At 71.9% G+C, this 18,968-nt stretch carries 16 protein-coding genes and 1 pseudogene; 8 read left to right on the plus strand and 9 right to left on the minus strand.

Annotated elements, in window-relative coordinates; all coding sequences use genetic code 11:
- Positions 1-61: 61 nt before the first annotated feature.
- Positions 62-1,327, minus strand: coding sequence for an acetate kinase (locus tag ACFYW7_RS23860; protein ID WP_389505520.1), 1,266 nt, complete (start codon positions 1,325-1,327; stop codon positions 62-64).
- Positions 1,324-3,411, minus strand: coding sequence for a phosphate acetyltransferase (gene pta, locus ACFYW7_RS23865; RefSeq protein WP_389505522.1), 2,088 nt, complete (start codon positions 3,409-3,411; stop codon positions 1,324-1,326). Before pta ends, ACFYW7_RS23860 begins: the two co-directional genes overlap by 4 nt.
- A 265-nt stretch (positions 3,412-3,676) precedes the next feature.
- On the opposite strand from pta, the gene ACFYW7_RS23870 reads away from it, so the two are divergent.
- Positions 3,677-4,702 carry an ATP-dependent 6-phosphofructokinase gene (locus ACFYW7_RS23870; protein ID WP_389505524.1) on the plus strand — a complete coding sequence of 342 codons (1,026 nt, stop codon included), beginning with the start codon at positions 3,677-3,679 and terminating at the stop codon, positions 4,700-4,702.
- Between the two features lie 110 nt (positions 4,703-4,812).
- Here the strand turns inward: ACFYW7_RS23870 and ACFYW7_RS23875 are convergent, their stop codons facing one another.
- From ACFYW7_RS23875 to ACFYW7_RS23885, 3 genes are all read right to left on the minus strand, one after another.
- Entirely contained in the window at positions 4,813-5,520 is a 708-nt protein-coding gene (locus ACFYW7_RS23875) for a helix-turn-helix domain-containing protein (protein WP_389505526.1), read from the minus strand.
- Between the two features lie 281 nt (positions 5,521-5,801).
- On the minus strand, positions 5,802-6,479 hold the full coding sequence (locus ACFYW7_RS23880) for a response regulator (RefSeq protein WP_389505528.1): 678 nt from the start codon (positions 6,477-6,479) through the stop codon (positions 5,802-5,804).
- On the minus strand, positions 6,476-8,152 hold the full coding sequence (locus ACFYW7_RS23885; protein WP_389505530.1) for an ATP-binding protein: 1,677 nt from the start codon (positions 8,150-8,152) through the stop codon (positions 6,476-6,478). The genes ACFYW7_RS23880 and ACFYW7_RS23885 overlap by 4 nt, the downstream gene beginning before the upstream one ends.
- A 186-nt stretch (positions 8,153-8,338) precedes the next feature.
- On the opposite strand from ACFYW7_RS23885, the gene ACFYW7_RS23890 reads away from it, so the two are divergent.
- A complete protein-coding gene (locus ACFYW7_RS23890; protein ID WP_389505603.1) occupies positions 8,339-9,817 on the plus strand; it encodes a cation:dicarboxylate symporter family transporter in 1,479 nt (492 codons plus the stop codon).
- Positions 9,818-10,056: 239 nt separating this feature from the next.
- Here the strand turns inward: ACFYW7_RS23890 and ACFYW7_RS23895 are convergent, their stop codons facing one another.
- A complete protein-coding gene (locus ACFYW7_RS23895; protein ID WP_389505532.1) occupies positions 10,057-10,674 on the minus strand; it encodes a TetR/AcrR family transcriptional regulator in 618 nt (205 codons plus the stop codon).
- 175 nt (positions 10,675-10,849) lie between these two features.
- Between ACFYW7_RS23895 and ACFYW7_RS23900 the strand changes: the two genes are divergently transcribed.
- Entirely contained in the window at positions 10,850-12,793 is a 1,944-nt protein-coding gene (locus ACFYW7_RS23900; protein WP_389505534.1) for an MFS transporter, read from the plus strand.
- A 134-nt stretch (positions 12,794-12,927) separates the two neighbouring features.
- The gene (locus ACFYW7_RS23905) at positions 12,928-13,692 is read left to right on the plus strand and encodes a DUF2127 domain-containing protein (RefSeq protein ID WP_389505536.1); all 765 of its coding nucleotides are present in this window, start codon (positions 12,928-12,930) and stop codon (positions 13,690-13,692) included.
- A gap of 83 nt (positions 13,693-13,775) precedes the next feature.
- Here the strand turns inward: ACFYW7_RS23905 and ACFYW7_RS23910 are convergent.
- Positions 13,776-13,892, minus strand: a pseudogene (locus ACFYW7_RS23910) (aldo/keto reductase); the annotation flags it as partial.
- A 1-nt stretch (position 13,893) separates the two neighbouring features.
- The gene (locus ACFYW7_RS23915) at positions 13,894-14,799 is read right to left on the minus strand and encodes an NAD-dependent epimerase/dehydratase family protein (RefSeq protein WP_389505538.1); all 906 of its coding nucleotides are present in this window, start codon (positions 14,797-14,799) and stop codon (positions 13,894-13,896) included.
- Positions 14,800-14,907: 108 nt separating this feature from the next.
- Here ACFYW7_RS23915 and ACFYW7_RS23920 point away from each other — a divergent pair, with 108 nt between their 5' ends.
- The 4 genes from ACFYW7_RS23920 (at position 14,908) to ACFYW7_RS23935 (ending at position 18,689) form a co-directional block, all read left to right on the plus strand.
- Positions 14,908-15,429: an Lrp/AsnC family transcriptional regulator gene (locus ACFYW7_RS23920; RefSeq protein WP_389505540.1), complete on the plus strand. Its 522-nt coding sequence runs from the start codon at positions 14,908-14,910 to the stop codon at positions 15,427-15,429.
- Positions 15,430-15,487: 58 nt separating this feature from the next.
- Complete coding sequence (locus tag ACFYW7_RS23925; protein WP_389505542.1) at positions 15,488-15,916, plus strand: MerR family transcriptional regulator; 429 nt, start codon at positions 15,488-15,490, stop codon at positions 15,914-15,916.
- The gene (locus ACFYW7_RS23930; protein ID WP_389505544.1) at positions 15,889-16,245 is read left to right on the plus strand and encodes a thioredoxin family protein; all 357 of its coding nucleotides are present in this window, start codon (positions 15,889-15,891) and stop codon (positions 16,243-16,245) included. Before ACFYW7_RS23925 ends, ACFYW7_RS23930 begins: the two co-directional genes overlap by 28 nt.
- A gap of 149 nt (positions 16,246-16,394) precedes the next feature.
- Positions 16,395-18,689, plus strand: a complete 2,295-nt coding sequence (locus ACFYW7_RS23935; protein ID WP_389505546.1) for a HelD family protein — start codon at positions 16,395-16,397, stop codon at positions 18,687-18,689.
- Between the two features lie 73 nt (positions 18,690-18,762).
- Here the strand turns inward: ACFYW7_RS23935 and ACFYW7_RS23940 are convergent.
- Positions 18,763-18,968 (minus strand): alpha amylase C-terminal domain-containing protein (locus tag ACFYW7_RS23940; protein ID WP_389505548.1); only part of this gene is annotated, 206 nt, incomplete at its 5' end.

Below are 18,968 nucleotides of genomic sequence, written 5' to 3' on the forward strand. Positions count from 1 at the left end.
TTCCGTCTGGCGGAAGATACAAATGGGCGGGCGGCCGCTCAGGCGTGGCTCCGCGGCCCGCTCAGACATGGCCCTTTCCGACCAGCTCATACGTCTGTGTGGCGATCTCCAGTTCCTCGTCCGTCGGAACCACGGCGACCGCGACCCGCGCGTACGGAGGCGAGATGATCCGCGGCTCGCCGCCGCGCACGGCGTTCAGGTCGCCGTCGACCACGAGACCCAGTTCCTCCAGGCCCGCGATCGCGGCCTCGCGTACCGGGGCGGCGTTCTCGCCCACCCCGGCGGTGAAGACGACGGCGTCCACCCGGCCGAGGACCGCGTAGTAGGCGCCGATGTACTTCTTCAGACGGTGGATGTAGATGTCGAAGGCGAGCCGGGCCCGCTCGTCGCCCTCGTCGACACGGCGGCGGATCTCCCGCATGTCGTTGTCGCCGCACAGACCGATCAGACCGCTCTTCTTGTTGAGAAGAGTGTCGATCTCGTCCGTGGACATGTCGCCGACGCGCTCCAGATGGAAGATGACGGCCGGATCCACGTCACCGGAGCGCGTTCCCATCACCAGCCCCTCCAGGGGCGTGAGCCCCATCGAGGTGTCCACGCACCGTCCGCCCCTGACCGCCGACGCCGAGGCGCCGTTGCCCAGGTGCAGCACGATGAGGTTGACCTCCTCGGGCGCCCTGCCGAGGAGTTCGGCGGTCGCGCGGGAGACGTAGGCGTGCGAGGTGCCGTGGAAGCCGTACCGGCGGATGCGGTGCTCGTCGGCGGTCGCCACGTCGATCGCGTAGCGCGCGGCCGCCTCCGGCATCGTCGTGTGGAACGCGGTGTCGAAGATCGCGACCTGGGGGAGGTCCGGACGCAGTGCCTTCGCGGTGCGGATGCCGGTGAGGTTCGCCGGGTTGTGCAGGGGCGCGACGGGGATCAGCCGCTCGATCTCGGCGAGGACCGTGTCGTCGATGACGGTCGGCTCGGTGAAGGTCTGCCCGCCGTGCACCACCCGGTGACCGATGGCGGCCAGTTCGGGGGAGCCCAGGCCGAGGCCGTCCACCGCCAGTTCCTCCCCCATCGCCTTCAGCGCGGCCTCGTGGTCGGCGAACGTGTCGGTCCGCTCACGGGTCTCACCCGTCGTCAGCGCGGTGTGCCGGATCAGCGAGGTTCCCTCGCCGATGCGCTCCACCAGCCCGACGGCCAGCCGCGAGCTGTCCCGCATGTCGAGCAGCTGGTACTTCACCGACGAGGAGCCGGAGTTGAGGACGAGGACACGCGTGGCCGACGGGGAGGAGGACGCGTCGGTCACGGCGGCGGAGGAGGAGGACGGGTCGGCGCTCACTGCTGGGAAGCCTTCTGGTCGGGGGCCTGGGACTGGATCGCGGTGATGGCGACCGTGTTGACGATGTCCTGGACGAGCGCGCCGCGGGACAGGTCGTTGACGGGCTTGCGCAGGCCCTGGAGCACCGGGCCGACGGCGATCGCGCCGGCCGAACGCTGCACGGCCTTGTAGGTGTTGTTGCCGGTGTTGAGGTCGGGGAAGATCAGCACCGACGCCTGTCCGGCGACCTTCGAGTCGGGCAGCTTGGTCGCGGCGACCGACGGCTCGACGGCGGCGTCGTACTGGATGGGCCCCTCGATCCTCAGATCGCCGCGGCGCTCGCGCACCAGCTCGGTCGCCTCGCGCACCTTGTCGACGTCGGCGCCCGAACCCGAGGTGCCCGTCGAGTACGACAGCATCGCGATCCGCGGTTCCACGCCGAACTGCTCGGCGGTGGCGGCCGACTGGATGGCGATGTCGCAGAGCTGCTCGGCGTCCGGGTCCGGGTTCACCGCGCAGTCGCCGTAGACCAGGACCTTGTCGGCCAGGCACATGAAGAACACGGACGACACGATGTTCGCGTCCGGCCGGGTCTTGATGATCTCGAAAGCGGGCCGGATGGTCGCGGCCGTCGAGTGCACGGAACCCGACACCATGCCGTCGGCGAGGCCCTCCTCCACCATGAGCGTCCCGAAGTAGTTCACGTCCGCGACCACGTCGTACGCCAGCTCCACCGTGACGCCCCGGTGGGCGCGCAGTTCGGCGTACTTCTCGGCGAAGGTGTCCCGCAGCGGGGAGGTCCCCGGGTCGATGAGCTGGGTGGCGCCGAGGTCGATGCCGAGGTCGGCGGCCTTCTTGCGGATCTGGTCGACCGGGCCGAGCAGGGTCAGGTCGCACACCCCCCGGCGCAGCAGCACCTCGGCGGCGTGCAGGACGCGCTCCTCGGTGCCCTCGGGGAGCACGACGCGGCGCCGGTCGGAGCGCGCCTGCTCCAGCAGCTTGTGCTCGAACATCATCGGGGTGAGCCGGTCGCTGCTGGGGGCGGAGACCCGCTTCAGCAGCTCGGTGGTGTCCACGTACCGCTCGAAGAGGCCGAGCGCGGTCTCCGCCTTGCGGGGCGTGGCCGCGTTCAGCTTGCCCTCCAGGGCGAAGAGCTCGGTCGCGGTGGGGAAGGAGTTCCCGGCCACCGAGACGACCGGGGTGCCGGGCGCGAGGCGGGCCGCGAGCGTCAGGATCTCGGGGCTGGGCCGCTCGTCCAGGGTGAGCAGGATGCCGGCTATCGGCGGGGTGCCGGCGCTGTGCGCGGCGAGCGTGCCGATCACCAGATCGGCCCGGTCCCCGGGGGTGACCACGAGGCATCCCGGGGTCAGCGCCCGCAGGAGGTTCGGCAGCATCGCACCGCCGAAGACGAAGCCGAGAGCGTCACGGGCGAGCCCCGCGTCGTCGCCGAGGAGCACCGTGCCGCCGAGCGCGTGGGTGATCTGCGCGACGGTGGGGGCGGAGAGCGCGGGCTCGTCCGGAAGCACGTAACAGGGCACCGGGAGCCGGGAGCCGAGCTGTTCCAGGATCGTCCGGTCCTCCGGACTCACCCGGTTCACCACCATGGCGAGGACGTCGCACCCCAGTCCGTCGTACGCGCGGTAGGCGTTGCGCGTCTCGGACCGCACCGACTCCGCGTTCTGGCCCCGGCCGCCGACGACCGGGATCACGGACGCGGCGAACTCGTTCGCCAGACGGGCGTTGAGCGCCAGCTCGTCGGGGACCTGGGTGCCGGCGAAGTCGGTGCCGAGGACGAGGACGACGTCGTAGTCGCGGGCGACCAGGTGGAACCGGTCGACGAGCGTGGACACCAGCTCGTCCGTACCCTGCTCGGCCTGGAGCGCGGACGCCTCGTGGTAGTCCATGCCGTACACCGTCGCCGGGTCCTGCGTCAGCCGGTAGCGCGAGCGCAGCAGCTCGAAGAGCCGGTCCGGACCGTCGTGCACCAGCGGACGGAACACCCCCACCCGGTCGACCTGGCGGGTCAGGAACTCCATGACCCCCAGTTCGACGACCTGGCGGCCGTCCCCTCGGTCGATCCCGGTCACGTACACGCTGCGCGTCACGCGTGCTCTCCATCCGTCTCGTCGCCAGGCGGTTTCTGGGCTCGGGACACGGCCCACCGACGTGAGCAGAACCCTCTTGACAATACCTCCGGCGCTGGCTAGGACGCCCGCCAGGACAAACGTCCTGGTCGGGCGGGAGCGGCGTTCCCCCCGGTCGGACGCCCGTCCGGCGGGCGCCCGGGAGAGGGAATCGGCGGGCCGTCCCGGGCCGTGAAAGAATCGAACCGGCTCACACGAACCAGCAGGGAGCAGGAGACACAGCACGATGCGCATCGGAGTTCTCACCGCAGGCGGCGACTGTCCTGGCCTGAACGCAGTGATCCGGTCGGTCGTGCACCGAGCGGTCACCAACTTCGGGGACGAGGTCATCGGCTTCGAGGACGGCTACGCCGGGCTCCTCGACGGCCACTACCGCACCCTCGACCTCAACGCGGTCAGCGGCATCCTCGCCCGCGGCGGCACCATCCTCGGCTCCTCCCGGCTCCAGCGCGACCGGCTCCGCGAGGCCTGCGAGAACGCCCAGGACATGGCCCGCGAGTTCGGGATCGACGCCCTCATCCCGATCGGCGGCGAGGGCACGCTCACGGCGGCCCGGATGCTGTCGGACGCGGGTCTGCCGGTGGTCGGCGTGCCGAAGACCATCGACAACGACATCTCCGCGACGGACCGCACCTTCGGCTTCGACACCGCGGTCGGTGTCGCCACCGAGGCCATGGACCGGCTGAAGACGACCGCCGAGTCCCACCAGCGCGTGATGGTCGTCGAGGTCATGGGCCGGCACGCGGGCTGGATCGCCCTGGAGTCCGGCATGGCGGCCGGCGCCCACGGCATCTGCCTGCCCGAGCGTCCCTTCGACCCGTCCCACCTCGTCGCGATGGTCGAGGAGCGGTTCGCGCGCGGCAAGCGGTTCGCCGTCATCTGCGTCGCCGAGGGCGCCCACCCCGTCGAGGGCACCATGGACTACGGCCACGGCGCCATCGACCAGTTCGGCCACGAGCGCTTCCAGGGCATCGGCACGGCCCTCGCGTTCGAGCTGGAGCGCCGCCTCGGCAAGGAGGCCAAGCCGGTCATCCTCGGCCACGTCCAGCGCGGCGGCACGCCGACCGCGTACGACCGCGTCCTCGCCACCCGCTTCGGCTGGCACGCCGTCGAGGCCGCGCACCGCGGCGACTTCGGCCGGATGACCGCGCTGCGCGGCACGGACATCGAGATGGTGCCGCTCGCGGACGCGACCACCGAGCTGAAGACGGTTCCGAAGGACCGCATGGACGAGGCGGAGTCGGTCTTCTAGACCCGTCGAGGCCGGGGACCGAGGCATTCGCGCCTCCGGGTCCCCGGGCCCGGTACGTACGCGCCCGCCCCGGCACCGCCGGGGCGGGCGCGCGTACGACGTCGGTGACGTCAGTACGGACTGCTGTGGACCGTCGACCAGAAGTGGCCGACGACCCGGTCGAGGTACTCCCGGCCGGACGCGCCGGAGCCGCCGTCGGCCGGATCACCGCCCCGGTCCGGCGTGGTGACGAGCTGACCCTGGTAGTCGGCGTGCATCTCCTCCAGCACGTTCTCCAGGAGCTGCCGGTCCAGCGGCACCACCTTCCCGACCGCGCGCACCTGGGCCTGCCAGCGCGTCGTCACGGCGCCGCGCAGCAGCTCGGCGAGGCGCCCGTCGCGGCCCGTCAGGGTGATGAAGTCCGGCAAGGAGAGTTCGAGCACGGCGGCGAGCGCGGTCGACTGCCGCTCGTTGCCGCGCCAGGTGCCGGACTCCTCCATCTGCTGGTAGGCGGAGAGTTCGAGCCCGGCGGCGCGCGCCACGTCCTCCTGGGCGAGATCACGGGCGAGGCGGTGTTCGCGCAAGGTGCGCGGCGCGTCTATGAGTTCACCCGCCGAGCACCACAACACGCCTGCGAGTGCCGTGAGTTCGGGACTGCTGGGTGCGGTGGTGCCACGCTCCCAGGCGGCGACGAGATCGGGTGTGACGTACGGCAGCCCGTACGAGGCTCTCAGCCCGTACGCGACGTGTTCGGGCCCCATTCCGAGCGCTGCCCGCAGTCTCCGGGCGGCGGGGGCGTTGAAGGGCGGGGTGGGCTGTTGGGCTTGCGGTCGGTGCACGCGCACAAAGTACGGGTCCCGGAGCGGCGGTGACTACGGTCCGTCCGGCCACAATCACAGATCGTAGGAACGTACGGAGGGGGCCCGGGGGCTCCGTCCGCCCTGGCCGGAGGGCTGTTCACGCCTTCGGGGCGACCGGCGGCGACCCCCTGCCCGCCCGCCGCGCGCCTCCGCGCACCACGGGGGCGCGGAGCCCGGGCACACGGCCCGGAACGCCGTCGAGCGCCCCGTGGCGCGCCCGTACCGTGCCCGGCGCGTGTCCGTGGACGCACCCGCGCCGGTCAGCCCCGCACCCAGCGGTACCGCAACTCCGGCCGTCCGACCGTCCCGTACTGCGGGGCGCGCACCGCCAGGCCCGCTTCCACGAGGTGCTCCAGATAGCGCCGGGCGGTGATCCGGGAGATCCCGACGGCCTCGGCGGCCCCTGCCGCGGTCAGCCCCTCCGCACGGTCCCGGAGGGTGACGGTGACGCGTTCCAGGGTCGGCGCGCTCAGGCCCTTGGGCAGCGCGGCCGGGCCCGGAACCCGCAGGGCGGCCAGCGCGCGGTCCACCTCGTCCTGGCCGCTCGCCTCGCCGGCCGTCGCGCGGAACTCGGCGTACCGGACCAGCCGGTCGCGCAGGGTGGCGAAGGTGAACGGCTTCAGCACGTACTGGACGACCCCGAGCGAGACCCCCTCGCGGACGACGGCCAGGTCCCGCGCGGACGTCACCGCGACGACGTCGGCGTGATGGCCGGCGGCCCGCAGCGAGCGGGCGAGCCGGAGCCCGTGCACGTCCGGCAGATGCAGGTCGAGCAGCAGCAGGTCCACCGGCGTACGGTCCAGCGCGCGGCGCGCCTCGGCGCCCGTGCGGGCCGTGCCGACGACCGTGAAACCGGGTACCCGCCCGACGTACATGACGTGCGCGTCGGCGGCGACGGGGTCGTCCTCGACGACGAGCACGCGGATCGGATCGGTCATACGGCACCTCCGGTCCGGGCGGAGCGCGAGATCCCGGGACGCCCCGACGGCCCTCGGGGCTCGGACGGCTCCGACGGCCCGGGCAGCGGGAGCCGTGCCTCGAACTCCGCGCCGCCGCCCGCGGCCTCGCGCACCGTGAGCGTGCCCGCGTGACGGCTCACGGCCTGGCGGGCGAGGGCCAGACCGAGACCGCGCCCCCCGGGACCCGCCGGTTTGGTGGACCAGCCGCGCTGGAAGACCTGTTCGGCGTGGGCCGGGTCCACCCCGGAGCCGGTGTCGGCGACGCGCAGCGACAGGACGGAGTCGTCCGTGGACGCCGTCACCGTGACGCGCGCGCCCGCCGTGCCCTGCGCCGCGTCCACCGCGTTGTCGATCAGATTCCCGAGGACGGTGACCAGGTCGCGCGCGGAGAGCGAGGCGGGGAGCATCCCGTCGTCGATGCCGCTGTCCCGGGCGACCACCAGCTCCACGCCGCGCTCCTTCGCCTGCGCCGCCTTGCCCAGCAGCAGTGCGGCGAGGACCGGTTCACTGACCGCGGAGATCACCTCGTCGGTCAGGGTCTGCGCCAGTTCCAGTTCCGCGGTGGCGAAGTCGACGGCCTCCTCGGGGCGGCCCAGTTCGATGAGGGAGACCATCGTGTGCAGCCGGTTCGCCGCCTCGTGGGCCTGCGAGCGCAGCGCCTGGGTGAAGCCGCGCTCCGAGTCCAGTTCGCCCGTCAGCGCCTGGAGTTCGGTCACATCGCGCAGGGTGACGACCGTGCCGCGGCGCTCCCCGCCGGACACCGGGGAGGTGTTCACGACCAGGACCCCGGTGTCCGTCAGATGGACCTCGTCCACGCGGGGCTCCGCCGACAGGAGCGCGCCCGTCAGCGGCGCGGGCAGGCCGAGTTCGGCCACCGAGCGGCCGACCACGTCGTCCGTGACGCCGAGCAGTTCCCGCCCGCCGTCGTTCATCAGCGCCACCCGGAACCGCCCGTCCAGCATCAGCAGCCCCTCGCGTACGGCGTGCAGGGCGGCCTGGTGGTAGTCGTGCATCCGGCTCAGCTCGGCCGCGTTCATGCCGTGGGTGGAGCGGCGCAGCCGGGCGTTGATGACGTACGTGCCGATGCCGCCGAGCAGCAGCGCGCCCGCCGCGACCCCGAGCAGGGCCGTGACCTGGTCCTGGACCCGTTCGGTGATCGCCTCGACCTTGATGCCGGCGCTGACCGCGCCGAGGGTCGTGCCGCCGGACCGGATCGGGGTGACGGCACGGACGGAGGCACCGAGGCTGCCCGTGTACGTCTCCGTGAAGGATCGGCCGTCCGCCACCGCGGGGCGGAAGTGCCCGAGGAAGTGCTCGCCTATCCGCTTCTCCTCGGGGTGCGTCCAGCGGATGCCCTTCGTATTCATGATCGTCACGAAGTCCACCTCGGTGTCCCGCTGCACCTGGAGGGCGTACGGCTGGAGTCTTTCGGTGGGGTTCGCGGTGCCGATGGCCTCGTGGACGGACGGGGAGTCCGCGACCGAACGCGCGACCGCCATCGCCTGGCGGCCCGCCGCCTCCTGGGCCTGGCCGCGGTCACTGACGTAGGTGAACAGCGCGTACCCGGCGACGAGGACCGCGATCAGCACGGCCTGCATGCCGAAGAGCTGGCCGGCCAGGCTGCGGGGTCGCGGGACACGGGGGAGGCGCATGGCGTTCAGTGTGCCTCGCCGGGCCGCGGACTCCGCCGGGCGGGCGTGAACGAAATGAACGGAAGGGTGACCGCCCTCACACGCCGGGAGATAGTCCCCTCGACCCCCGGGAGCGCACACGCCTCCCGGCTTCCCCGGGCGTGAGCCGTACGCCGGGTCCGCCGGACGTGAGCCGCACGCCGGATGATGCCGACGTCGTCAAGGAGGGCAGCCGTGGCCAGCACATCGCGGACGGCACCTGCCGCACCCGCCGCCCGGCGGGACCGCACGCACTATCTGTACATCGCCGTGATCGGCGCGGTGATCCTCGGTATCGCCGTGGGCCTGATCGCCCCCGACTTCGCGGTCGAGCTCAAGCCCATCGGTACGGGCTTCGTGAACCTGATCAAGATGATGATCTCCCCGATCATCTTCTGCACGATCGTGCTGGGCATCGGCTCGGTCCGCAAGGCCGCCAAGGTCGGCGCCGTGGGCGGTATCGCGCTCGGCTACTTCCTGGTCATGTCGCTGGTCGCGCTCGCGATCGGCCTGGTCGTCGGCAACATCCTGGAACCGGGCAGCAGCCTGGCGATGACCGACGCGGTCAAGGAGGCCGGACAGGGGCAGGTGTCGGCGGAGGCGCTGCCGCCGGTCGACTTCGTGCTCTCGATCATCCCGACCACCATGGTCTCGGCGTTCACCGAGGGCCAGGTCCTGCAGACCCTGCTCGTCGCGCTCCTCACCGGGTTCGCGCTCCAGGCCATGGGGCCGGCCGGTCAGCCGGTCCTGCGCGGTGTGGAGCACATCCAGCGGCTCGTCTTCCGGGTCCTCGCCATGGTCATGTGGGCGGCCCCGCTCGGTGCCTTCGGGGCCATCGCCGCCGTCACGGGATCCGCGGGCCTCGACGCGCTCAAGAGCCTGGCCGTGCTGATGCTCGGTTTCTACGTCACCTGCTTCCTCTTCGTCTTCGTCGTGCTCGGCACGCTGCTGCGGGTGGTGACCGGCCTGAACATCCTCAGGCTCCTCAGGTACCTTGGCCGGGAGTTCCTGCTGATCCTGTCCACCTCCTCCTCCGAGTCCGCCCTGCCGCGGCTCATCGCGAAGATGGAGCACCTGGGCGTCGGCAAGCCGGTGGTCGGCATCACCGTCCCGACCGGCTACTCCTTCAACCTCGACGGCACGATGATCTACATGACCATGGCCTCGCTCTACATCGCCGACGCGATGGGCACGCCGATGTCGATCGGGGAGCAGATCCCGCTCCTGCTCTTCCTCCTGGTCGCGTCCAAGGGCGCGGCGGGCGTCAGCGGGGCGGGACTCGCCACCCTGGCCGGCGGCCTCCAGTCGCACAAGCCCGCCCTGGTGGACGGGGTCGGCCTCATCGTCGGCATCGACCGCTTCATGAGCGAGGCGCGCGCGTTGACGAACTTCGCCGGAAACGCCGTGGCCACGGTCCTGATCGGCACCTGGACGAAGGAGATCGACACGGAGCGGGTGGCCCTGGTCCTCGCGGGACACCTGCCCTTCGACGAGGAGACCCTGCTGGACGAAGCCGGGACCACCGGCACCGACTCCGACTCCGGCACCGACTCCGGCACCGACTCCGGCACCGACTCCGGCACCGCGGGGGCCCACCCGGACGTGCCGGAGCAGGGCGGCGAGAAGGCGCCGGTCACGAAGCAGTAGGCCGGGGCCCCGCGCGGAGGTCGGGAAAGGAAGACGGACTCCGGGCGGGTGCACGCCGGAAGTCCGGGACGGTACGGATCCGGGTTCGAGCGCGGGAACCCGGTCCCGGGGTGCGCGCCGCCCGCGGGCGGGTGCCGCCCTCCAAGACGCCGGGCGGTCGGGCCTCCCCCACGGGACCGGCCGTCCGGTGCGCCGCTGAGACGGCCGGGCCCCGGAGGGACCTGACACCCTCCGAGGGCTCAGTCGCTCAGTCCCGCCACCAGTTCGGTGGCGCTCGAGGCGGGTACGCCCGCCGCGGTCAGCATCGTGACCGCGGCGGAGCCGCCCGCCTCCTCCGCTGCCAGGAGCCCGTCGTTCACCGCCTCCATGAGGGCGAACAGGGTCTGCTCGTGCACGTACGCCAGCGCGTACGGAGGCAGCGGGGACGCGAACACGCCCTGTTCCAGGCCGCGTCGGAGAATCTCCGCGCAGGCCTCGCGGACCGGTGTGAGCCGCTCGCGGATGCCCTGCATGGTGACGCTGCGCTGGGCGAGGGCCACCAGCAGGCGGTAGCGGTCGGCGATCTCCCAGACGGCCAGGGTCGAGCGGGCCAGGGACTCGGCGGGGTCCGCGACCCCCGCGCGGCCCTCGGCGTGAGCCGCCGCGACCGCCGCCACGGCCTCGTCGGTCAGGGTGCCGATCAGCGCCTCGCGGCTGGGGAAGTGGCCGTACACCGTGCGCCGTACGACGCCCGCGGCCCGCGCGATCTGGTCCATGGACGCGTCGGGGTCGCGCAGCAGTTCGGCGAGCGCGACATCGAGGATGCGGCGGCGGTTCACATCGGCGCGGCTCGGGTTGCCCGTGGTCATGGCTGCCATTCTGCCCGCCGCCCGCGACACCACCCGTCCCGCGGTCGACGGTCTCCATCTCCGTCATTTGCACAGTGCTGTGCAACCTCGTACATTGCACATGGTTGTGTAATTGCGCTCCACTGTGCAAGTCCGGTGCGGACGGATCTCCGTACCCGTCGACGAAGGAAGGACGGCCGCGGTCATGCGTCTCGTCATGAAGGAACCGGTCGAGAGGATGGACCGGCCCTACGCCCGGCGCTGGTGGGCGCTGCTGGTCCTCTGCCTGAGCCTGCTGATCATCGTCATGGCGAACACCGCCCTCACGGTCGCGGCTCCCGACATGACCGAGGACCTCCGCCTGTCCAGCGCCGACCTGCAATGGGTCATCGACGGCTACACCGTCCCGTACGCCGCGCTGATGCTGCTGCTCGGCGCCATCGGGGACAAGTACAGCCGCCGCGGGGCGCTCGTCCTCGGGCTCGTCGTCTTCGGCGGCGGCGCGATCGCCGGTTCGCTCGTCGACACCTCCACCGGGGTCATCACGGCCCGTGCCGTCATGGGCGTCGGCGCCGCGCTGATCATGCCCGCCACGCTCTCGCTGCTCGCCGCGACCTTCCCGCGCGCCGAGCGGGCCAAGGCGATCGTGCTGTGGACCGCCACGGCCGGACTCGCCATCGCCGCCGGGCCGCTGGTCGCCGGCGCCCTCCTGGAGCACCACGGCTGGTCGTCCACGTTCCTGATCAACGTGCCGATCGCCGCCCTCGCCATCGTCGGCGCCCTCGTCCTCGTACCGCCGTCGAAGGCCGCGCACCACAACCGCATCGACCACGTGGGCGGGCTGCTCTCCGTCGTCTGGATCGGCTCGCTGGTCTACATGATCATCGAAGGCCCGCACTTCGGGTGGGGGGTGAAGGCCGTGTCCGCCGCCGTGGTCGCCGGGGCCGGACTGCTGTCCTTCGTCCTGTGGGAGCTGCGCCACCCGCGCCCGGTCGTCGACGTACGACGCTTCGCCCACCGTCGCTTCGCGGGCTCTAACCTCGCCGTGGCCCTCTTCTTCCTGGCCGTCTTCGGCGCCTTCTACTACCTCACCCAGCACCTCCAGTTCGTCCTCGGCCACGACGCGCTGGACACCGGGGTGCGGATGCTGCCGCTCGCCGGTGCCGTCTTCGTGGGCTCGGCGCTCACCGGGTACCTCACCCCGCGCGTCGGCATGAGGATCACGGTCACCGCCGGCATGGTCGGCGGCACGGCGGCGCTGGCGCTGCTCACCCGGGTGGACGCCTCCTCCGTGTACGGCGACTTCGTGCTGCCCCTCGTCATCCTCGGCCTCGCCATCGGGCTCGCGCTCTCGCCCTGCACGGACGCCATCATGGGCGCGTTCCCCGAGGCCGAGCTCGGCGTCGGCGGCGCGGTCAACGACACCTCGCTGGAACTCGGCGGCTCGCTCGGCATCGCCATCCTCGGTTCGGTGCTGGCGGGTTCGTACTCCTCGCACCTCGCGGACGCGACCGCGGGCGGCGGGCTTCCCGCGGGTGCCCTGGCCACGGCCCAGGACTCGGTGGGCGCCGGATACGCCGTCGCCCAGGGCATCGGCGACAAGGCGCGCGCGCTCGGCGAGCAGGCGGCCCGGACGCCGGACGCCGAGCAGGCGGCCCAGTTGAAGACGCAGGCCGGCCAACTCGCCGACGGAGCACGGCAGATGGCCGACGCGGTCGGCTCGTCCTTCTCGGACGCGGTCGCCCGCACCAGCCTCGTCGGAGCGGTGATCCTGGGCGTGGGCACGGTGCTGGTGGCCGTGCTGCTGCCGGGGAAGGGGCGTACGGGGGGCGAGGTTGCCGCCGAGAACGGTGCCGCCGCCGAGAGCGGTGCCGAGGGCAGGGGTGACGCCGACGCCGGCACGGGCGCCGAAGTCGCTGACACGGACACTGGCACGGGCGCCGAAGTCGCTGACCCCGACACGGACGCGCACGCTGAACTCCCTGACACCGACCCGGACGCCGTCGGCACCGGCACCGGCACCGGCACCGGCACGGACGCGGACAGCCGCACCGGTGTCGACACCGGAACCGACGCCCAGGGTGACGTGGTGGTCGGTGTCGGGGGGCCGGTGGAGGAGGCCGGGGCCGGTGGGCGGGCGTCCCGTTGATCCCGTGAGCGGGCGGTGTCGCGGCCTCCCCCGGAACCGTGCCCCACGGGCCACCGTCTCGTAGAACAGTTGCACTACCGTGCCGTGCCGGGCTGACCGGCACGGCACGACACGTTCTGCGGAGGACACCGAGCATGAAGATCGACTGGGACCGGCGTACCTGCGCGCGCAAGGGGCACATCACCTACGCGCCGGACGACCCGCGCCTGCGGGTACGGCTGCACGCCGAGACCGCGCTCGGCGAGATCTGGCGCTGCCTGCGCTGCGGAGATTTCGCGCTCGGCGCCCCGCACGGTTCGGGTCCGGCCGCCGAGGCGCCGCTCGTGCCGCGCGGCAGCGTGCTCCGCGATCTGTTCGTCCTGCGCTTCCTGGCCGTCGAGCGGGCCGTGCGCGGGGTGTTCATCGTCCTCGTCGCGGCCGCCGTGTGGAAGTTCAGCAACAGCCAGGACGCGGTGCGACGCCTCTTCGACGAGTACCTCGACGTCCTGCGGCCGGTCTTCCGGCACTTCCACTACGACCTCGACCACTCGCCGGTGGTCGGCACCATCCAGAAGACCTTCGGCTACAAGCACTCCACACTGACGCTGGTCGCGGTCTTGCTGCTGGTCTACGCGCTGATCGAGATCGTCGAGGCGGTCGGACTCTGGTACGCCAAGCGCTGGGCGGAGTACCTCACGGTCGTCGCCACCGCCGGGTTCCTCCCGCTGGAGGTCTACGAACTCACCGAGCACATCAGCTGGTTGAAGATCGCGACGCTCGTCCTGAACATCCTCGCCGTCCTCTACATCGCCCTCACCAAGCGGCTGTTCGGGCTGCGCGGCGGGCGCAAGGCGTTCGAGGCGGAGCGTCGGAGCGCGTCGCTCCTGGAGGTGGAGGAGTCGGCCGGGGTCCTCGTATGACCCCGGTGTGACCCCTCGGGGCCACGCCCGGCTCACGGTCCGGCGACGGGCGGGCTCCGGTGGTCCGCCGCCGCGGTCAGGCGGGCCGGTTCCGCCGTGTCCAGAGCCCGCTCCTCGTCCGGGCGGCCCTCGATCGACAGCGGCATCGCGCCGAGCCCCACGGCGCCGACGCGCAGCCCGCCGAGCGTCCGGTACCGCATGTCAGCCGCCCTTCCCGAGGGTCTCGGCCACGGCGCGCGGCAGCCAGGCCCGCGCCTCGCCGAAGGGGAAACCGAGCCGGACGGCCCGGGAGTTGTCCATGCCGTAGGAACGGTCGAACGAGAAGGGGGAGACCTCGTCGCCCGGCTCGACGGGCCGCAGCAGCACCTTGCCGTCCGGGAGGCGGGCGGTGAGCGCCGCGCACAACTCCTCCGTGGTCAGCGGCCCGTGGGAGGCCGCGTTGACCGGACCGGTGAAGTCCTCGCCCACCGTCCAGAACAGGAAGTCGGCGATCTCCTCGACGTGGATGTACGTCGCCGGGTGGTTCACGGCGGGCACGGCGATCGCCTCTCCGGTGCGGACGCGGTCGGCGTAGTGCTCCAGACGGCCGGTGAAGTCGTCGTCACCGCCCAGCACATGGGCCACGCGCACGGCCACGTACGGGAAGCCGGAGCCGGCCGCGAACACCGCCTCGGCCTGTCGCTTGCCCTCGCCGTAGTGCGCGTCGAGGAACTCCGCGTCGTCCCAGGGCAGACTCGGGTCGACGGCGACCGCACGAGGATCCACGGCCCCCTCGGCGACGGGGACCGCCGTGTCCTCGTACTCGTACACCTCGACGGTGGAGGTCATCACGTACCGGCGGGTGCGGCCCGCGAAGACCCGGCGCGCGATCAGGGCCTGCCGCGGTGTGTAGCAGACCTGGTCGACGACGACGTCGAAGGTCCGGGAACCCAGCGCCCTTTCCAGGGAGTTCTCGTCGTCGCGGTCGGCGATCAGATGGATCGTCCCGGCGGGCGGCGGCGACGAGCCGCGATTGACGACGGTGACCCGGTCCCCCGCGGCGGTCAAACGGGCTATGAGTCGCTTTCCGAAATACCGGTTTCCGCCGATGACACAGATCTCTCGCACGTCGCCCTCTCCTGTACCGGTGCGGGGACCGGCCGCCGTTCCTTGCCGGCCGCTCGGGCCTGTGGTCATGATTCTCCCGTCGGGGTGTGGAGTTCTGAAGGGGGAGACATGGGAGATCGGGCCGTCGCGCCGAAAGAACAACGGCAGTCGCGCGCCGTCTCCGGCGAAACGTCGGTCGCCTTCGACGCGCTGGACCGGCAGATCCTGGAACTGCTGCAGGTCGACGGCCGTATCAAGCTCAGTGAGCTGGGCCGACGGGTCCGGCTGAGTCCGGCGGCGGTCGCCGAACGGGTGCGCCGGCTGGAGGCGACGGGCGCGGTCACCGGCTACGGCGCCCGGGTGTCCCCGCCCCGCCTCGGCTACGGCATCCAGGCCTTCATCCGCGTCGATCCGCACGGCGGGTACACGCTCAGGCATCCACGGACCCTGGAACTGCTGGCCCGGCCCGAGATCACCGAGGCGCACCACGTCGTCGGGCAGGACTGCTGGATCCTCAAGGTCGCCGTCGAGGACACGGTCCATCTGGAGGACGTCCTGGAGCAGACCTCCGCGCTGGGGCGGACGACGACCTCGATCGTGCTGTCGTCACCGGTGGAGCGGAAGCCGCTGCTTCCCCGCACCACCCGCTGAGGAGGGCGGCCGCGCGGTCGCTTGCCTTGACGTCGGGGTCAAGGATTACCGTCGGGGCATGCGAATCGGCGAGCTGGCCACGCGGGCCGGGACGACCACGCGGACTCTGCGCTACTACGAGTCGAGAGGGCTGCTGCCCGCCCGGCGGGGGCAGAACGGCTACCGGACCTACGACGAGGACGACCTGCGGCTGCTCCGGCAGATCAGGACGTTGCAGGACTTCGGGTTCGACCTGGAGGAGACGCGGCCCTTCGTGGAGTGTCTGCGGGCCGGTCACCCCGAGGGCGACTCGTGCCCGGCGTCCCTCGACGTCTACCGGCGCAAGCTCGGGGAGCTGGACGCGCTGATCGACGAGCTGGGAGCGGTGCGCGCGCAGGTCGCCGATCAGCTGGCGCGTGCGGAACGGGCGCGTGACGAGCTGGCGGCCGACGCGGAGGTTCCGGGCGGCCCGGAACCCGTATGCGAACTGGGAGGGCGGACGCGGTGATCAAGGCGGCAGGCGTGACCGAGGTGACGGACGCGGACTTCGGGGCGGAGGTGATCGGGGCCGATCTGCCGGTGCTGGTGGAGTTCACGGCCGACTGGTGCCCGCCGTGCCGGCAGATGGGGCCGGTGCTCAGCGAGCTGGCCTTCGAGGAGAGCGACCGGTTCAAGGTGGTCCAGCTGGACGTGGACACCAATCCGGAGACGACGCTGGCGTACGGGGTGCTCTCGATGCCGACGTTCATGGTCTTCCGTGACGGTGAGCCCGTGAAGTCGATGGTGGGAGCCCGGGCCAAACGACGGCTGCTGCAGGAGCTGTCCGACGTGATCTGATCCCACCCGGCGGACCGCCGTACAGACAAGAAATCCCCTGGGCAATTGCGCCCGGGGGATTTCGCTGCGTATATTCGATGATTCACGACTTCGAGGAATCAAGGCGTGAAGAAGTTCAATAGCCGCAGTATATCTGGGTGGGAGCGGAATTGTCAAACAAGGGATCGAACAAAGAATTCCCCGACGATGAACTGCGAAGCGAGCAGGAATTCATCGACGGGTTGTACGCGCGTGTCGACGCCCTGCGCGACGCCACCGAGGTCTCCGTCGGGGACGCGCTCGCCCAGGGAAACACCCCCCGGCAGGCCCGGCTCGAACGGGACATCCTGGTCGCCGAACGCTCGGGACTGCTGGCCGCGCTGAACGCCGTGGACGGTTCGCTCTGCTTCGGCCGCATCGACCTGTCACCCGTGGAGGGGACGCCGGCCGGTGTCGTCCACCACATCGGCCGCATCGGCGTCCGCGCCGAAGACGTCGAGCGCACCCCGATCCTCATCGACTGGCGGGCCCCGGTCGCCCGCCCCTTCTACCTCGCCACCGGCCACACCCCGATGGGTCTGCGCCGCCGCCGGCACATCACCACCGAGGGCAGGCACGTCACCGGTCTGCACGACGAGATCCTCGACCTCGGCGACCGCGAACGCACCGGCCACGAGGACCCGACCGGCGACGCCGTGCTGCTCGCCGCGCTCGACTCGGCCCGCACCGGGCGGATGAGCGACATCGTGCAGACCATCCAGGCCGAGCAGGACCGGATCATCCGCGCGCCGCACCGGGGAGTGATGGTCGTCGAGGGCGGCCCCGGCACCGGCAAGACCGCCGTCGCCCTGCACCGCGCCGCCTACCTGCTCTACGAGCACCGGGAACTGCTCGCCAAGCGGGCCGTCCTGATCGTCGGCCCCAACCCGGCCTTCCTCGGCTACATCGGCGAGGTGCTGCCCTCGCTCGGCGAGACCGGCGTGCTGCTCTCGACCGTCGGTGAGCTCTTCCCCGGCGTCCACGCGAAGGCCGTCGACACGCCCGAGGCGGCCGCCGTGAAGGGCCGCGCCCGGATGGCCGACGTGCTGGCCGAAGTCGTCCGGGACCGCCAGGCCCTCCCCGACCCGGTGATCGCGATCGAGCACGACCGGGACGTCCTGATGCTCGACGCGGGCCTCGTCCGGGTCGCCAGGGAACGCACCCGCGCGGTCGATCTGCCGCACAACGTGGCCCGCGAGCACTTCGAGGGCCACATCCTCAACACGCTCACCGAGATGCTGGCCGAACGCATCGGCACGGACCCCTTCGACGGTTCCAACCTGCTCGACGCGAGCGACATCACCCAGATCCGCGACGAACTCGCCGAGAACCCCGAAGTCTGGTCCGCCATCGACCAGTTGTGGCCGAGGCTGACCCCGCGGCGGCTGGTCGCCGACTTCCTGGCCGACCCGTACGGCCATGTCCCGGACGAGGACGCGGCGGTGATCCACCGCCCGCTGACCGGCGCCGACGACTGGACCGTCGCCGATGTCCCCCTGCTCGACGAGGCCGCCGAACTGCTCGGCGAGGACGACCGGGTCGCCCGGTCGGCGGCCGACCAGGAACGCCGTACCCAGGTCGCCTACGCGCAGGGCGTCCTGGACGTCTCCTACGCCTCCCGGACGTACGAGTTCGAGGACAAGGACGAGGAGGACTCCGAGATCCTGTCCGCGCACGACATCATCGACGCCGAGCGGATGGCGCAGCGGCACGAGGAGGACGACCACCGCAGCGCCGCCGAACGCGCCGCCGCCGACCGGACCTGGACCTTCGGCCACATCATCGTGGACGAGGCGCAGGAACTGTCGGCGATGGCCTGGCGGCTGCTGATGCGGCGCAGCCCCACGCGGTCGATGACGCTCGTGGGCGATCCGGCGCAGACCGCGGAGGCCGCGGGGGTCGGCTCCTGGGAGGAGATCCTGTCCCCGTACGTCGAGGACCGCTGGGAGCACACGCGGCTGGGCGTCAACTACCGCACCCCGTCCGAGATCATGGACGTCGCCGCCGGTGTGGTGCGGGCCGAGCGGCCCGGGTTCGAGCCGCCGAGCTCCGTCCGCTCCACCGGAGTACGCCCCTGGGCCCGGGACGCCGGGGACGACCTGCCCGGCACGGTCGCCAAGGCCGTCGCCGAACTGACCCCGGCCGAGGGCCGGCTGGCGGTCATCGCACCGCGGTCCCTGCACGCCGCGCTCGCCGGCCGGCTCGACGGGGTGACGGCTGACCGGGAGCCGGACCTGACCCGCACGGTGGTGCTCCTGGACCCCCGGCAGGCGAAGGGGCTGGAATTCGACTCCGTCCTGGTGGTCGAGCCCGCGTCGTACGGGACGAGCGACCTGTACGTCGCACTGACCCGGGCCACCCAGACCCTGGGGATCGTGCACACCGGGGAACTGCCGGAGTCCTTGCGGGGTTCCGAGCTCGCGTAGCGTCCGGAACCCGCCGCCTTCCGCACCAGGGCGCGTTCCCGGTGGTCCGCCACCGGGAACGCGCCCTGGCGTCTCAGGCCGGGCGCAGCCACACCGTCGCGAGCGGCGGCAGCGTCAGCTGGATACTGGCCGGACGGCCGTGCCGGCCCTGGGGTTCCGGCTTGACCGGGTCGGGGTTGGTGACGTCGCTGCCGCCGTAGCGGAGGTTGTCGGTGTTGAGGATCTCGTGCCAGGCGGGGATGTCCTCGGGGACGCCGAGGCGGTAGTTGTGCCGCACGG

Source organism: Streptomyces sp. NPDC002580 (genome assembly GCF_042889485.1).
Lineage (GTDB): Bacteria > Actinomycetota > Actinomycetes > Streptomycetales > Streptomycetaceae > Streptomyces.

Excerpts from the sequence above, each read along its gene's own strand:
- ACFYW7_RS23895 (WP_389505532.1), bottom strand. The coding sequence starts at position 10,674 with ATGGCAGCCATGACCACGGGCAACCCGAGCCGCGCCGATGTGAACCGC.
- ACFYW7_RS23905 (WP_389505536.1), top strand. The coding sequence starts at position 12,928 with ATGAAGATCGACTGGGACCGGCGTACCTGCGCGCGCAAGGGGCACATC.
- ACFYW7_RS23870 (WP_389505524.1), top strand. The coding sequence starts at position 3,677 with ATGCGCATCGGAGTTCTCACCGCAGGCGGCGACTGTCCTGGCCTGAAC.
- ACFYW7_RS23900 (WP_389505534.1), top strand. The coding sequence starts at position 10,850 with ATGCGTCTCGTCATGAAGGAACCGGTCGAGAGGATGGACCGGCCCTAC.
- ACFYW7_RS23920 (WP_389505540.1), top strand. The coding sequence starts at position 14,908 with ATGGGAGATCGGGCCGTCGCGCCGAAAGAACAACGGCAGTCGCGCGCC.
- ACFYW7_RS23930 (WP_389505544.1), top strand. The coding sequence starts at position 15,889 with ATGCGAACTGGGAGGGCGGACGCGGTGATCAAGGCGGCAGGCGTGACC.
- ACFYW7_RS23890 (WP_389505603.1), top strand. The coding sequence starts at position 8,339 with ATGCCGACGTCGTCAAGGAGGGCAGCCGTGGCCAGCACATCGCGGACG.
- ACFYW7_RS23880 (WP_389505528.1), bottom strand. The coding sequence starts at position 6,479 with ATGACCGATCCGATCCGCGTGCTCGTCGTCGAGGACGACCCCGTCGCC.
- ACFYW7_RS23925 (WP_389505542.1), top strand. The coding sequence starts at position 15,488 with ATGCGAATCGGCGAGCTGGCCACGCGGGCCGGGACGACCACGCGGACT.
- ACFYW7_RS23885 (WP_389505530.1), bottom strand. The coding sequence starts at position 8,152 with ATGCGCCTCCCCCGTGTCCCGCGACCCCGCAGCCTGGCCGGCCAGCTC.